Source organism: Paenibacillus sp. FSL P2-0136 (genome assembly GCF_037975325.1).
Classification (GTDB): domain Bacteria; phylum Bacillota; class Bacilli; order Paenibacillales; family Paenibacillaceae; genus Paenibacillus_AQ; species Paenibacillus_AQ silagei.
The window spans coordinates 5165796-5181084 of sequence record NZ_CP150244.1; the positions used below are offsets into that span (position 1 = coordinate 5165796).

The window sequence follows — 15289 nt, forward strand, 5'->3', positions numbered from 1 at the left end:
GTCCTCCTAATTGGCCTTCGCTAGTAAATAAAGAAAGTACGGAACACTGATGACCGTAATGACGATTCCCGTCGGCACATCTCCCCCCAGGTTAACCGTACGCGTAATCGTGTCCGCCAGCACCACGACTAATCCGCCGGTCAGGCTGGCAGCTGGAATGAGCAATTTGTGGTCGGGCCCGACCAGTTTTCTTGCCATATGCGGAGCGATCAAGCCAACGAAGAAGAAGCTTCCGCCAACAGCCACACTGCCAGAGGATAAAGCAACAGCAGCGATCGACAACCCCAAAAACTGCCGCTTCACAGAAAGTCCCAGCCCTTCTGCCGTCTGATAGCCCAGATGGAGGGTGTTCAGCATCCGGGACTTGTAGAAAATATAGCCGATTAAAATCAAGACCCATGGTGCCAGTACGGCAATATAGCGCCAATCAGCGCCCCACAAGCTCCCCGCCAGCCAATTCAGCATGAAGTCCATCTGCGAATCGTCCAGCTTGAGTGTCAGAAAGGTGGTCAGCGCCCCATACCCGCTTCCGAGTGCGACCCCGGTTAAGATCAGACCGATTGGCGAGAGGTTTCGCCCACGGTGATACGATAATAAGAAGATCAATCCCGCCGCCAGCAGGCCGCCAACAAAGGCCAGCAGCGGCAGGGCAATGAAGGAACTTTTTCCTGCCGATGCGATGAATACTACGAAGAACAGGACAAACAAACCCGATCCTGAACTAATCCCCAGTGTCCCCGGACTAGCCATGTCATTACGCAGCAAACTCTGCATCACGATCCCAGCCGCTCCCATTCCCAGACCTACCAAGATCGACAGTACGATTCGTGGCATTCGAAAATCGAACAGGATCAGATTTTGCTTACCGGTGCCGTTACCCAGGAGAACGTTCAGCACTTCCTGCGGTGAAAGATTCATCTTGCCGGAATTCATGCTAATGACAGCAAATATAAGGATGAGCACTAAAAGCACTACATTGACGAGGATCCCCCGTTGCACCGTATAACGCTGCTTGATCATTCGAATTCCCTCCTTTGCCTACGGGCCAGGAAGAGAAAGTACGGCACACCAATGATAGAAAAAATAATACCAATCGGTGTTTCGAACGGCCTATTGATTAAACGGCCAGCCAGATCGGCCGATACGGTCAGCAACGCACCATATAGCGCAGCAGCCGGAATAATGTACCTGTAGTCGACACCGACCATGTATCGTACAATATGCGGGGTAATCAGACCCACAAAACCGATTGGGCCAACCACGACAACAGCCAATCCAGTCAGCACGAGCACGATAATCGTCGATAGCCCCTTGACCAGTCCACTGCGAATACCGAGTCCACTTGCCACATCATCTCCCAGACTAAGCAGTGTAACAGAAGGAGCCAGCGCCAACGCCAGCAGTACACCACCAACAAATAGAGGGGAGATAATCAGTAATTCCTCCCACTTGGCCCCGGCTGTACTGCCTGCGGTCCAGAATGCCAAGGCCCGGCCCAGGTTGTAATTGATCGCCAAATACTGACTGAGTGCGCCAAACAGCATGGAGATGGACAGTCCTGCCAGCACCAGCCGCTGAGGTGTCATCCCGCGCTTGCCCAGTGACGCAATGAAGTATGTGATCCCGGTCGCAAGTGCTGCTCCCAGACAAGCAAACAGCATCATCTGCCCATACGAATACCCCGGTAGAAAGGCCAGGCACAGCGCAATCGCGAATGCTGCCCCGGAGCTGATCCCCATCAGCCCGGAGTCGGCCAGCGGATTACGCGTTGTCCCCTGCATGATCGCACCACAAACCGCAAGGCTACATCCGACGATCAGATCGGCTACGGTACGCGGAAGACGTAGGGTTTGAATAATTTGATGTTCAGTGAGCGTTGGATCAAATCGGAAAATAGCCTCCCATGCAGTCGCTAACCTCATGTCAGCGGCACCAAAGCTAATCGACGCCGCTGACATGAGAACCGTTAATCCAAGCCCTACCACCATGTACATGGTGAAGTTCACCGCCCCACGGCGATTTTGTTCAGGCTTGTTTTTCATCGTATTTCCAGATCCCCTTATTTAGCTAATGCCAGCAATTGATTAACAATATGATCAATCAACGCACTGGAAGTCATTATATCCGTGGACCAAGATAGCGATGAACCCACCGTTACGATCCGGTTATGTTGCACAGCGGGTAGTGATTTCCAAACCGCATGATCAGCAGGAACTTCCGTATCTCCTAAGGCGATCAAATAATCCCCCATGTAAGCGGGCAAGACCTCCATAGAGATCTGTCCCCAATATTTATCTGCGTCAATAATATCAGATTGGACTTTTGACGGTGCCTTCATTTGAAGCTGATTATACACAAGCTCGCCAACCGCATGCTTGGCTCCAGCGATGGAGTTCGTTTTATCACCGAATTCTCCCATCGTAATCGTCACTTCCGCAAGGCCGGCATTCTTAAGGGATAGCTTCGCTTCTTCGATTTTATTAGCATAAGCACTCAAAACAGCCTCAGCCTCTTTCGGCTTATTCAGAACATTGCCAATAAAATGGATACGCTCTTCTGTAGTCATATCACCATAAGGGACATAAATGGTCGGGGCAATTTTGGATAAATCCTCATAATTCTCTTCGCCCCATGCTAATATGATCAGATCAGGCTCAAGAGCCATGACATCTTCCGGCTCCATTTTTATGTTAATTGAATCTTTAATCTCGTTAGAATACACCGCCTCTGTCTCACCCTTTGTCGCTCTCGCCACACCAAGAGGAGTTACACCCAAAGCTACCACATCACCAACCAGATAATCGACTACAACACGCTGAGGGTTGCCAGGCACCTCAACATCACCCTTTACTGTAGATATCGTTCTGGTCTGCGAGACTGCTTCTGAAGCCTTCGTCTCCTGTACTTCCGGTTGTGTCGTCTGCCCGGTCTCCGCAGGCGGATTCACCGTTCCCCTATTATTCGCTGGCGTCCCCGACGTACATGCCGTCAGCAACAGCATCAGGCTCATCGCCGCCACAAAGATCATTTCTTTACTTCGTACTTGTCCAAACATGCATGATTCCCCATCTCTATAAGACTTGACTAGACTCGCCAGTTCCCTCTCATTGTAATGAAGATGAGAATCATTATCAATACCATCAACCTGCATGGATGGTGCGTTTATTTTCCGGTAATCACTCGGCGTCATCTTGTAATACTTCTTAAACATCCGAAACAGGTTCTTCTCATCAGCAAATCCAGATCCTGTTGCTATCTCTTTAATGGTTGCCTCTGTATACTTCAAGTCATGACAGGCAGCTTCAATCCTTCTCTGAATGAGGTACTCCTGTAAGCTCATCCCTTCCTTCTTTTTGAACAACCGCGTTAATTGTCCGCCACTGATCCCAAACATAGCGGCAATATCCTGGAACATAATCGGCTCCCGGTAATGTTTATCAAGATATATTTTGGCAGAACTGGCTGGAAAGGGCTGGAGATAGCGAATCTCGCCACCCTCAAAATCTCTGTACACCCTATGAATCAATTGATATAGAAAACTCTTGGCCTGAAGCTGATCCATCGCCTTGCCGCGGTTCCAGTCATTCAACATTTGTTGAAACCAGTCGAGCAGCAAGATAGGATTACTTGGTGTATAACCAAACTGTTGAACAAATGGATTGACTTGCTCCAGTAATTGCTGCAGGTGCTTTTTGTGGAAAAGAGGGGATTCCGCTTTATAAAAGACCATAAAGGTCTTCACACTCTCCCTTTTAGGCCAAATACTGAGCAGGCTCCCCTTCCCGCCATGAACTAGACCGAAACGTTCCATTCCGAATGTCGTTTCATTCAGTTGAATTTGCGCCTCACCCCCACAGGCATAGATAAACATGCTGCTAGGCATTTTATACTGCTCCAAAGGGTATGCGGACGCTATATTCTGAAAGCGTACATCTATTAATGTAATGACCGAACATGTCCAAATGCGGGCCATCGTATCGATCATCTCTGGTGTAAATACCTGGCTTGCTTCTGCTTCTTCTTGCATCTATCCGCGCTCCCTCATCTCACTTGTTCCAATTTATATACCGATCATAAAATGATTTTGATTATCATTATCATATTACTCAAGGTAAGTATATCATCATTAAGTGACATTGGGGGAGCAGACAACGGACGTTATGCTTTGGATTCCAAAGCATCTCAGATAGCTCTGGCGAATTGTTACAAAAGAAATATCCATTTTGTCTACAAATATCCAAATGTTTAAATTGATCGTAATTTGTATTACTGGTAATGTTTGGAGAGAAAGGAGGACATTCTGTTTGTTCTTTATAAGCGCTTAACTAAATAATGAATGAAATGAAGGAGGATTACTCGAATGCATGCGAATGAATGGAAAAGAGCTAAAACACCCTTTATTCTGTTTCTGTCCCTTCTGCTGATTGTTCTGTCCTATGGAGGATCTGCTTCCAAGAGCTATGCCGCTCCGCTCAGTCTCCTTAACGGGATTCAGTTCAAGGATACTTCAGGCAATCCGGTTAATGCGCATGGCGGTGGAATGATCAAGTCTGGCAGCTATTATTATTGGGTTGGGGAGAACCGGGATGGAACGAACTATGTATCACTTTACCGTTCAACAGACCTGAAGAACTGGGAATTCCGCGCGAATATACTATCCAAGAGCAGCGCCTCAGAGCTTGCAACCGCCAATATTGAACGCCCCAAGCTTCTTTATAATGCGGCAACCGGAAAATATGTGCTATGGGCGCATAAAGAAAACGGGGTAGATTACGGAGAAGCAAAAGTCGCTGTTGCCTCAGCCTCCAATATCGAAGGTCCGTATACGTATCAAGGCAGCTTCAGGCCTCTTGACTACGATTCCCGTGATATGACGGTATATAACGATAACGGCACCGCTTATCTGATATCAGCCACAAGGGTGAATGCCGATCTTAACATTTATCGTCTGACACCGGATTTTCTGGGCGTGGAATCACTGGTCCAGACCCTGTGGGCAGGCTCATACCGTGAAGCTCCTGCTATGTTCAAGAGGGGCTCTACCTACTTCCTGATCACTTCCGGCGCAACAGGCTGGACTCCTAACCAGCAGAAATACGCAACCGCTTCCAGCATAAACGGAACCTGGAGCGCCCTCTCCAATTTCGGAGATTCACGCGCTTCCGAGTCACAAGCCGCCTATATCATTCCTGTTGAGGGTAGCTCATCCACGTCCTATCTATATATGGGTGACCGCTGGGCCGGAGCCTGGGAGCGTCCCGCCAATGAATCCAAATACGTATGGCTGCCGTTGACATTCCCTTCATCGACCACCCTCTCCATGTCATGGTACCCGCAGCTTAACATCGATAGTGCAGCAGGAACGGTCACAGGAACTCCTTTCACGGTAGACAGCAGCCTCACTTATGAGCTGATTAACCGCAAAAGCGAAAAGGCTTTGAACATTAGAGCGAGTGCAACAGCAAATGGTGCAGATGCCGAACAATGGACCGATACTAACTTACCGAGTGAACGTTGGATGCTGATCGACGCTGGCGACGGGTACTATAAGCTTAAGAACACCAACAGCGGATTGATTCTTGGCCCTGAGAATGGCACTACGACCGATGGAACAGTCATCGAACAGTGGTCAGACGGGGGTTGGACCAGCCAGCATTGGCAGCTGATAGATGCGGGCGGCGGCTTCTTCAAGCTGAAGAACCGCGCTACCGGCAAATTGATAGACGTCTCCTCCGGCGCACTCACCGACGGTGCCAATGTGATTCAATGGAGTGACAACAACGGCTTGAATCAACAATGGCAAATCGTCGTGGCCAATTAATAAATGGTGCTGCTTCCTTCTCCAAGCGTTGTGGTCACTATGATTGATCGCGTGGTAGCGTTCACGGAGCGTCCATTCAAGTCCATTCGTTGATCTTTCTCAAAAAAAGGAGGCGTCACAGAAGCCATTACATGGCTTTTGGGACAGCCTCTTCTTTTATTAAATCCCTATTACTATAGCCCTATACGGTTCGTGGAAAAGCCTTCTGTGGACTCGCTGTTACTGCTTTATCTTTTTGCTCTGCTCCAAAAATTTCTGTTTGCGCCCAGAGATCAGGCTGGCGACTAACCCAAAGCCGTAGACTACCGCTCCGAATCCATAAGCCACTCCGTAGCCACCGAGATGATCAATCATCCACCCTGTCATTCCCGGACCCAGCATTTGACCTACCGCATAGAATATTGAGATAAATCCGATGGCAGTTGGAACATACCGGGGATTGACTTGTTTCGCAGCCTTCAGCTGAATTAATGTAACCAGACCACCAATACTGGAGCCCCAAAGTACTGATGATAAGACGAACCCCGGAATACTGTGATTCAGAAGCGGGATGATATCCCCTGCCGCCGCGCAAGCCCAAACCAGTATAAACATCCGGTTTACACCAAATCGGTCGGACAGACTGCCCCAGACAGGGCCGCCTGCAATGCTGAAGATGCCAGCTATGGCGTACACCAGACCGGCAGCGCGGTCCGAAATCCCTTCAGCCAGCATATAACCAGATTGATATAGATTGGGGACAAGATATGCTATACCCACTAGAAAATAGAGTACAGCCACCTGCATTAATGCTTTATTTTTTAACCACTTCGGTTTGTCTGTCTCCTTCACGCTCCCTACAATCTCGGGGTTTCTCAGGATCAATAAAGCCGCGATTAGCACAACAAGTGAGATGATACCGAACCCTAACCAGACCGCACGCCAGCCTAGAACGGGGAATTGAGCGGTTAGTAAGGGTACTAAAAATCCGCTTAACAGCATCCCGATACCTGCACCACTTAGCAACATCCCGAGGACGATTCCCTTCTTGTCCGGGAACTGGCCCAGCATAAGGGACATGAGCGGAGTGAACACCAGTGCACTGCCCCCTCCGGCCAGGAACATGAACAGAGCCACCCAAATGAACGAATATGATCCGGAAAGGCCAAACATGCTGATGACAACAGCACAACCTCCTGCCATAAGAACAGCTTTGCTACCCCAGCGGACAGCGAGTATACCCGATAACCCGACCGAAGCCAGGTAGCCTAGAAACATGATCGTGCCAAGCATCCCTCCCTGTGAAATTGACAATCCGAGTCCGGCCTGCATATAAGGCAAAACTAGCCCGTAGGCCATTCGCGCAAACCCTGTCGTGGTCACAATCATCAACATCCCGGTCAGTACAAACGGCCAGAAAGATGGAAGAGAAGCTGAATTGAAATTGGAATCAGAACTGTATTTCGAGCGCACCTAGGCACTCTCCCTTCTATGATAAAAGTAAAAACAACTATTCCTTTATTATGTTTTTTTCTGACGGCACCCTCTACCCCAAGGTGGATTAAAATCCCCGTTTCACGGAATCCTTAAGATTCTCTGCAATTTAACCATCCGATTTCATGAAAAAGCCCTTCAGTGGGTTCTGAAGGGCTTTTTCTATGCCTAGCAAGTTCAGTTGCTTGTGAAGAGAGAGTTAACCGGTAAGTTGACGGTCCGTTCTAAATAAAAGTCTGTCATTACCATGTTATATCCGGGAAGAATTTTCACGTAGTAATGCGCTGGGATTTACTCCGAATTTCTTGCGGAACGCCTCGGCAAAATGGCTTGGATTCGAGTAGCCCACTGCGCAAGCCACTTCAATGACGTTGGACTTGCCCGCTTGCAGTAGCTTTAAAGCCTGCTCCATCCTCTTCTCTCGCAGGTATCCAAAGATGGTGTTACCATACATTTCCTTGAAGCCCACCTTGAGCTTGTAATCATTCAAACCGACCCTACGCGACAGCTGCAACAATGATGGAGGATTATCCATCTGCTCCAGGATTATTCGGCGCGCTTCGCCAACGCGCAACTGGGTCTCTTGGCTAAGCCCTGTCCGTTCCTCTTTTCCTTCGAGAAAAGTGCGGAGTGCCCGTTCCAGGAGTTCTAACACTGTGTACTCCAGCTCAATATTATTCATCGTTCCATCTCTTAGGCTTGCTGCAATGTGGTGAAGCGAAGCACTGGCGGAAGCTGGCGGCTTCTCCTGAAGCAACCGATACGACTTTCCTCCAAGAAGGCTGTTAAAGTCAGCCTTTTGCACTCCCCCGATGGAGGTCATAAAATGATGAAACACGCCGACAGACATCCCGATGCCTAACATTCGAAAGGATTGTGCTTGGCCCAGCTCCAATCTCGCTTCCGGGGTATTAATCAGTTGCAAACTCCAATTGGCAGGCATGAACTCCTGACGAGCGCCAGGTACACTTATCTCCCTGCTACCCTCATAACAATACCCAAACTCTACCATTGGCGCGAGTGAATCTAGGCGTATATCATGGTTCTGGTACAGCTTATAGTCTGACATAACCATCTCCAACTCAGAGCGTGGGTACAACCGAAGTACCTGTCCTATTCCTGTCGTAGGATGAAGCATATAGCTTGAACTTCCGGCTTGATGACCTCCTTCAAACTTTTCAAAGAAATGATTGAAATTATATTGAATCGAATTGTTCATAATTAAGCACTCCATGTGTTCTGTATATGATAATCATTCTCATTGTAATGAATAATTATCATTTTGTCGAACTCCCATTCAGAATCTCGAAGTGATGTACGAATCAACCGCATCTTACTTCCTATCCAATATTTCGCTGGCAATCTGCTCTAATACTGCAGGCCTGCCCAACTGTACATTTTCCTGTTTTTTATCCTGTACGCTGTTTCTAACCTGTATGTATAAAAAAGACGCATTCAATTGAATGCGTCTTTCACTACTACTCGTATGCCGAGGACGGGGGTCGAACCCGTACGGTATTTCTACCGCAGGATTTTAAGTCTTGAAGTAGTGCTTTTAGAACCTCTTCTATGTTACTGGAAGATCGAGCATAAAGCCTTTAGCCATGCGGGTTTAAGGCTCTTTTTTATGTTCCATACTCTCTACGTTCAGAGATTTGGATATGCAGCCATGTTAGCAAAAGTGTTAGCAAAAAGGTTTGAGTAGGAGGCTTATGTCCTTTCTCTCTTTATGTCCACTCAATCCAACAAGTAATTGATAAATTTTATCCTAAGTGTTTTAGTTAGTGCTGACATAGTAGAAAATGAGCATTGAGGCATCAGCTCATCCAGAGCCAGCAAGTTATTTACTACTTATAATCACTTGTAAATTAAAACGCTTATAATGCAATGTTCTTTATTTCATTTAATAATAATTTTAGATCAGGATGAACTGTATCATCGGATAAAGAATTAATAATATCTAAGACGAAATTTTTAGCACTTGGTGTATTTTTAACAATCAATTTAGTTCTTAAGGCATTTAAAATTTCCTTGCCAGATAGTAATGCACTTTGATTCTGACTTTCAACATAGGAAGTTGCTTCGTCCCAAAATTCTAAGAAGTACTCTTTACTAGGAATTATATCTTTAAATTTTTCTCCTGTTGCTTTTTCAAGCTCTTCTTTTCTTAATTGACTTAATGTTTTAGCAAACTCAAAAATAATACTAATCTTAGAATCTTTATATATTTCATCAACGATATTAGTTATATCATCAATACTCACGTGATTATTCTGAGGATATTTAGTATTTATTAAATCCATAATAATTTCAGGGATGAAAAAATAGTTCTCTAATTCTTTTAACTTCCATTCAATCACAGAAAATCCTTTCTTCCTTAGCTTCTTTGCATCAGCATTTTGCTGATTCTCAAAGCGATAATCTTTATCAAAAATAGCTAATTTTTTAAAATCACTTAAATCTTCGATATTACCAAGAAATTTATCAAGGTGATTTGAGATAACATTATCTCGCCCTCCAAGAGGAATAAAATTAATTAGATTATAATTGCTATTTCCATGATCAAATGTAAACTTTTCATATAGTTTTTTTATGTAGAGTGAGTCATCTACACCTTCAACTAAAACAACTCTTTTACCTATATTTAAGCCTATTAGTTCCTCTGTAGTAGCTCCTAAATTTCTAATAGTACCTATGAACCCATCCATGTCATCAATTGATGTTAAAACGTTATCTTCGCTAAAAGTAAGAACTTGTCTTGGATTTACATTGTTTATTATATCCTTTGAGTGAGTAGCAACAATGAATTTAACATTATATTTCTCTGAAAACTCTTTGAGCAAGTCAATAATTCTGACTTGCAGTTTCGTATGGAGATGAGCATCTGGCTCATCCAGCATAATAATCCTTGGTGCACCTGATAAAACCTGAGTTACTACTTGGATAAATTGTAATGTCCCCATTCCCAGGGTTGAAATGTCTAATCTTTCTTGCTTATCATCGTTAGTAGTACCCACTTGATAAGTTGCTGTTATAAATTCGTCCTCATCAGGATTAAACCTAACATCTAAATCTTTTATCCCAAAAACATCATCAATAATCTGTTGAAGTTCAGAGAATTTATATAATTGCGGCGGGGTTTTAGAACTTTCCATTTCTATTTCATCTGGATTTTCAAAAGTATTTTTCTTATCTTCCTTTAAATCATATAATAGATTTCTGAATAACTGATTATAGTTTCCTGTTTTTAAAAGACTATTGTACCTTCCCGGAGATTTCCGTTCTTCGTTAGTTACCACATTAAAAAAACTAGGAATAAGCGTGATCGGTCTTTCAATAAAATCCGCTATTGCATTCTTAGAAATTTGATCAGAACAATCGGAGATATACACTGAGAAGACATCTCCAACTATACGCCCACTGATAGAAATAGATAGATCGTTTTGAAATATAAATTTAAACAATTGGACTCCCTTTGATACACTATTTTTTGAGTTCTTATTAAATAAATCAAAAGGGCTACCCAAAAGAAAGGGAAATTTGTCAATTCTAGCAGATGGAAAGAGATCGTGTTGAAGATTAATAGAGCCATTTTTCCTAAAACGGATTCGATTCTCCTTTAACAACGTAAACAATGCTTGGTAAGCAAGAAGAATCCCTTGTATAAATGAAGATTTTCCTGCATTATTCATCCCTACAATAATATTTAATTCATTTTTTAAATCAATAGTAGCAGTGGTGATTTTTTTGAAGTTCTTTATTTTTATACTTTTTAGTTCTAGCAGTATATCAGGAATTTTAGTCCTATTTTTAATATATGTATCAATAATTTGTTTCAACTCAATTATATCTTTTTTGAAAGATTCAATACTTTCACTATTCCCATAATATTTTTTTTTCAAAAAAACGTTTTCCCAATTAGAGTCTAATTCATCAGTTAAATCTTGGATTCTACGAGTATCAATCTCCGTTCTTCTGATTTTTTCTATAGTTATAATTGCATAATCCGCATGTTTATTGTCTACTTCAATGTAAATTTTAAACAATCCTATATTTTCATAATACACATTGGCTCTAGTATCGATACTATTATTACTGTAATAGTAATAGGTAGGTTCATCGCTTATATAAAATTCCATTTTTTCAAGAATATTTATAACTTCAATCAATTTTTCATTATTTTCCATTCCTAAAAAAGCGTTATCTGTGAAGAACTGCGATTTTATGTTTTGAATCCAGAACCTTGAGTGCATCATTAATAAACAAACTCCTTTTATTTAAAAGTATTAATCTTTTTCAGGCCACCCCAACGGAATTAACCCATCAATCCCTTTTTTCCACTTTTTCTTCACCGCGTTAACATATTCAGGATAATTTTTGAAATATGCATGTTCAATAACAATAATCTGTAATGATTCTCCACGCTCAACTTCTTTAAAAAGGAGGTCAAAATACTGTAAGAGCGCCTCTCTATCTCTGTCCATTTCTTCATCAGCTATTTCAACCATTGAAGGCTCTTTATCTGAAGGAAAATATGGTCGACTAAGTTGATCGATCAGTAATACTCCAGGAACAGGACGATCTCGTTCAAAAAAGTGTCTATGTAAAGCAAGAAGTATAGATACATGCAGACTTAAATAGTTTTCATCTGATCCTACATCTCTCATGTACTCTATGCGAGAGGGAAGTGATACGCCTGCTTTAAAATCTCTTAAGTTTAAATAAAGAGGGTTGCCTTTATATCTTTGCTCAAAGGGTAATTTCAATATTATAGTTTTTGCAATATCAGCTATCCTTCTTTCGGCATTTTCAAGGGCCTCTTTTCTTGCGTCAATATTAAGTTCTTCGCCTAGAGAGTCAATTCTTTCTTTCAATCCAGGAATGTTTGTTTTAAATCCTTGAGTTTTCTTAGATGCAACTTGACGCACAGAGTTTAGGTACAATTCTATTTTACCGATCAGACGATTTCTTCGATCATTTAAACCTAACCCCAATTCGTAGGAGTCATTATCTTTGATGAGAGCTGAAATTTCAGCTTGTATAACACTCATATTTTCTTCTGCAACGGTTAGAGATTCCTTTAACCAATTAATGTAATCATCGAGTTTAGGCCGTTCTTTTTCGATGGAACTTATATCTGAGCGAACCTTCTCAACAGATTCAATAATTCTTTTAATGGATTCGTTTTTTCTTTCCAAAGCTTGGTCACATAATGGGCAGGACTCTGGTTCAACAGGATTTTTAAAAATATTGATTATTTCAAGTCTTTGTTTTTGACTATGTGTTGTGTTTTTAAAATGTGAAGCTGCATCAATAGATTTTCTTGCATAATTAATGCGTCTTTTGATGGAAATAATCTCACTCTGAGATTGTGAAAGCTGATCATATAAAGATGAAAGGGTGTCTTCTGCTTCTGTGCTTGGAGACAATGGAGTCCATTTACTGACCTCTTCAAGCATCTCGTTAATCATTACCTCGGACATACCTAAATTAGGTAATGAACTTAAACCGAGTTCTGCAGCTTCATATAGAAATGTATTAGCTTTTAAACTACTTGATATTCGTTCATCTTCAGAGCTGTTTTTTTCTAGACGGCGAAGTTCTTTTTGTAGACTCTTTAACTCAACTTCTTTTGCCATTGTTTCTTCATTAATCAACCCGAGATAGTAAGGTAAGGCATCAATAATCGTCTGCCGTTTCTCGTAATCCTCGGTTCCACGAATCAATATAGTTTTATTAATGATAATATTGTCATCCTGTAACAAATATGGGACTGCACTTCTCAAGCTAATTGTTTTACTGTCTCTATCACTATCATAAATTTCACTTTTCACGTCTCCAATTCCTAAAAGACGTTCAAACTGCCTAAGTGCACCTTCTAAATTGGTTGATTCTGGTATACTATCTGCTGTATCTGGGATGGTCAAGTTCTTTCCCTTTAAGCAATGCATAGTAACGGAAGATTTCTGAGGTGCACGAGGAACCTTTCTAAACATTGCAAATTGGGTTTCATTTTTTCTCCAAAGCACTCCAACCCAAGAGACACTTCGTCTCACATAGGATGGAATGTGACATTCTTTTGAACCCAAAACGTAGTCAATAATCTCAGGCAGGGCGGATTTCCCCGTCTGCGAATCCCCGGTAATGATATTTACCTTTTCTAAATCAAAGGTTATTTCACTTCGTCTGTTATCATGACTATATAAAAATACTCCCTGAATGTTCCATCTTTTCATAAAATAACCCCAGACTAATTAAGATACTTGATGAAGATTCCATTTGAGACATCCAATTACCAAGTTTTTTTGAGGCTGATGCTATTTCTTTAAGTTCGTCAGAAAGACTATTCACTTTTTTCATGATGAGTCCTTTATTAACCGTAGTTAAAGTACCGTCAGCTTGGAACTGTAAGATTTTATTGCTTACTCCAAAAATAATAGCTTCTTTTGAGATCGAACTTGTCTTTTCCACTCTCTCGCTGAAACGCAGTAATGTTTTTTGATTTCTAGAAACCCATGTATGTAATCCCGTAGCTGAATTAGTCCCTCTGAAGTCTTTACGTATGCTTTCTGACAACATCAAAGGAAGGGGAAGAAAAAGCAAGAGATATGGACAACCTTGCTTATTATTGCTCTCATATCCCTGTAAAAAAGACCACAATACAAATGAACCTAATGCCGGATTAGTGATTGAATAAGTATCCGAGGAGATCATTGTTCATCACTCAACATTTCTTTGAATTTGGGGTGCCACCCCACCTTTAACTCCTCAGCCATCTGTTGATATGATCCATGAATTAAAAAGTGCTGTTTCCATTCACTTCGAATTGGATTGATATGTAGATGTGCATCAGAATGCACCCATTCTAACAGTTCTAATCCCTTCTTCTTACATAAGGATTCAGATTCTTCCAATAAGTCATCCTGCATAGGGCCATACCTATCAGACCAGGCTTCCTGTAAGACACTATCGTATTCATCAAGTTCGAAAACATTTAAAATGTCATCCGTAATCCATTTTTCTCTTTGATTCCTTGCCCTCCATCTTGCAAGTGCAGCACGCTTTTTTCGACTGAACCCTCCATTAACAAGGTCAATCTGTTTTTCCATAAAACCACCAAATTCGGGTTCAAGGCTGATAGGTGTTTGCTTAGAATAATCATCAGGTAGATTATTATCCTGAAATTGTCCTATCAAACTTTGCAACTGAAATAATAATTCAGCTTTACGAATAGGTTGTTTGGGATCTAAAGACCTCATGTCCCACCATTCTAGTAATCGATTAGCTATTTTCGATCTTAACTTATTTCCTACCATATCTTCTAATTTTTTAATAACTTCGCTGTAAACCTGAAAAATGTGAAAATTATTTGAGCGAATTGTTATTCTATCAATTAAAGAGAGACGATCTTCCGGAGATAAACCCATAAAGGATTGACACCCATGTATCTTTGTCTCAAACGATAGGGTCTCAGCCTTAGCTAAAACTGCGGCCTCTCTTATATCGATAACTCGTTGTGCTTCCTCAGCCATCAAATCAACAATATCCTGTCTTTGTCCTTTACCTTTTACTAATTTCTCTAATGGACTATCAACAGAAACTGTATCATTCGTTACAAAAAACAACTCATGTTTGTCTATAGAAGCAAATTGAGACCAAATTCTTATTGTTTTCCAGAAACCATCATTTTTGATTGTAAGAGAAGAAGGACGATTCGTTGAATGTTTTAACTGATATAGCTTTGTAGTATCTCTTCCTTTCAAAACAATATCATCATCAGCTTCTACATAGACCTCATCCAAATCATCTACTGATTCATTCCATAACACAATTAAGGCATAAAACGGCTCAAAACGATAACCTAAGTAAGGGGCTTGAGCAGAGTGAATACTTGTTGACAGGTTAGCCACCTCCTAAAGAACCATGTATAGACTTTAGAACTAAGTCAAAATACATAATTCGCCAATAAACCTACCATCTCCTTCCAAACGCGTG

General features: G+C 42.2%; 10 protein-coding genes. 1 reads left to right on the forward strand and 9 read right to left on the reverse strand.

From position 1 onward, the window contains the following. Positions 1-6 precede the first annotated feature (6 nt). From NYE26_RS21875 to NYE26_RS21885, 3 genes are read right to left on the reverse strand one after another with little or no spacing between them, the layout of a single operon-like run. Positions 7-1020, reverse strand: coding sequence for an iron ABC transporter permease (locus tag NYE26_RS21875; protein WP_076076098.1), 1014 nt, complete (start codon positions 1018-1020; stop codon positions 7-9). After that, positions 1017-2042 carry an iron ABC transporter permease gene (locus tag NYE26_RS21880; protein ID WP_076076095.1) on the reverse strand — a complete coding sequence of 342 codons (1026 nt, stop codon included), beginning with the start codon at positions 2040-2042 and terminating at the stop codon, positions 1017-1019. Before NYE26_RS21880 ends, NYE26_RS21875 begins: the two co-directional genes overlap by 4 nt. A 17-nt stretch (positions 2043-2059) precedes the next feature. Then, positions 2060-4027, reverse strand: a complete 1968-nt coding sequence (locus tag NYE26_RS21885) for an AraC family transcriptional regulator (RefSeq protein ID WP_339250124.1) — start codon at positions 4025-4027, stop codon at positions 2060-2062. Between the two features lie 333 nt (positions 4028-4360). Between NYE26_RS21885 and NYE26_RS21890 the strand changes: the two genes are divergently transcribed. Then, on the forward strand, positions 4361-5821 hold the full coding sequence (locus tag NYE26_RS21890; protein ID WP_339250126.1) for an RICIN domain-containing protein: 1461 nt from the start codon (positions 4361-4363) through the stop codon (positions 5819-5821). A gap of 219 nt (positions 5822-6040) precedes the next feature. Here the strand turns inward: NYE26_RS21890 and NYE26_RS21895 are convergent, their stop codons facing one another. The 6 genes from NYE26_RS21895 to NYE26_RS21920 all read right to left on the reverse strand — a co-directional run bounded on the left by NYE26_RS21895 (position 6041) and on the right by NYE26_RS21920 (position 15204). Further along, entirely contained in the window at positions 6041-7273 is a 1233-nt protein-coding gene (locus NYE26_RS21895; RefSeq protein ID WP_339250128.1) for a YbfB/YjiJ family MFS transporter, read from the reverse strand. Between the two features lie 271 nt (positions 7274-7544). Then, positions 7545-8513, reverse strand: a complete 969-nt coding sequence (locus NYE26_RS21900) for an AraC family transcriptional regulator (protein ID WP_339250130.1) — start codon at positions 8511-8513, stop codon at positions 7545-7547. A gap of 658 nt (positions 8514-9171) precedes the next feature. Then, positions 9172-11550 carry an ATP-binding protein gene (locus NYE26_RS21905; RefSeq protein WP_339250132.1) on the reverse strand — a complete coding sequence of 793 codons (2379 nt, stop codon included), beginning with the start codon at positions 11548-11550 and terminating at the stop codon, positions 9172-9174. Positions 11551-11580: 30 nt separating this feature from the next. After that, positions 11581-13530, reverse strand: a complete 1950-nt coding sequence (locus tag NYE26_RS21910; RefSeq protein ID WP_339250134.1) for a DUF3732 domain-containing protein — start codon at positions 13528-13530, stop codon at positions 11581-11583. Continuing rightward, a complete protein-coding gene (locus NYE26_RS21915) occupies positions 13493-14008 on the reverse strand; it encodes a three component ABC system middle component (protein ID WP_339250136.1) in 516 nt (171 codons plus the stop codon). The genes NYE26_RS21910 and NYE26_RS21915 overlap by 38 nt, the downstream gene beginning before the upstream one ends. Then, a complete protein-coding gene (locus NYE26_RS21920) occupies positions 14005-15204 on the reverse strand; it encodes an ABC-three component system protein (protein ID WP_339250138.1) in 1200 nt (399 codons plus the stop codon). The genes NYE26_RS21915 and NYE26_RS21920 overlap by 4 nt, the downstream gene beginning before the upstream one ends. Positions 15205-15289: the final 85 nt, after the last annotated feature.

What these genes read in the sequence shown, in the direction of transcription:
- NYE26_RS21875 (WP_076076098.1), bottom strand. Translation starts at nt 1,020, where the DNA reads ATGATCAAGCAGCGTTATACGGTGCAACGGGGGATCCTCGTCAATGTA.
- NYE26_RS21880 (WP_076076095.1), bottom strand. Translation starts at nt 2,042, where the DNA reads ATGAAAAACAAGCCTGAACAAAATCGCCGTGGGGCGGTGAACTTCACC.
- NYE26_RS21885 (WP_339250124.1), bottom strand. Translation starts at nt 4,027, where the DNA reads ATGCAAGAAGAAGCAGAAGCAAGCCAGGTATTTACACCAGAGATGATC.
- NYE26_RS21890 (WP_339250126.1), top strand. Translation starts at nt 4,361, where the DNA reads ATGCATGCGAATGAATGGAAAAGAGCTAAAACACCCTTTATTCTGTTT.
- NYE26_RS21900 (WP_339250130.1), bottom strand. Translation starts at nt 8,513, where the DNA reads ATGAACAATTCGATTCAATATAATTTCAATCATTTCTTTGAAAAGTTT.
- NYE26_RS21905 (WP_339250132.1), bottom strand. Translation starts at nt 11,550, where the DNA reads ATGATGCACTCAAGGTTCTGGATTCAAAACATAAAATCGCAGTTCTTC.
- NYE26_RS21910 (WP_339250134.1), bottom strand. Translation starts at nt 13,530, where the DNA reads ATGAAAAGATGGAACATTCAGGGAGTATTTTTATATAGTCATGATAAC.
- NYE26_RS21915 (WP_339250136.1), bottom strand. Translation starts at nt 14,008, where the DNA reads ATGATCTCCTCGGATACTTATTCAATCACTAATCCGGCATTAGGTTCA.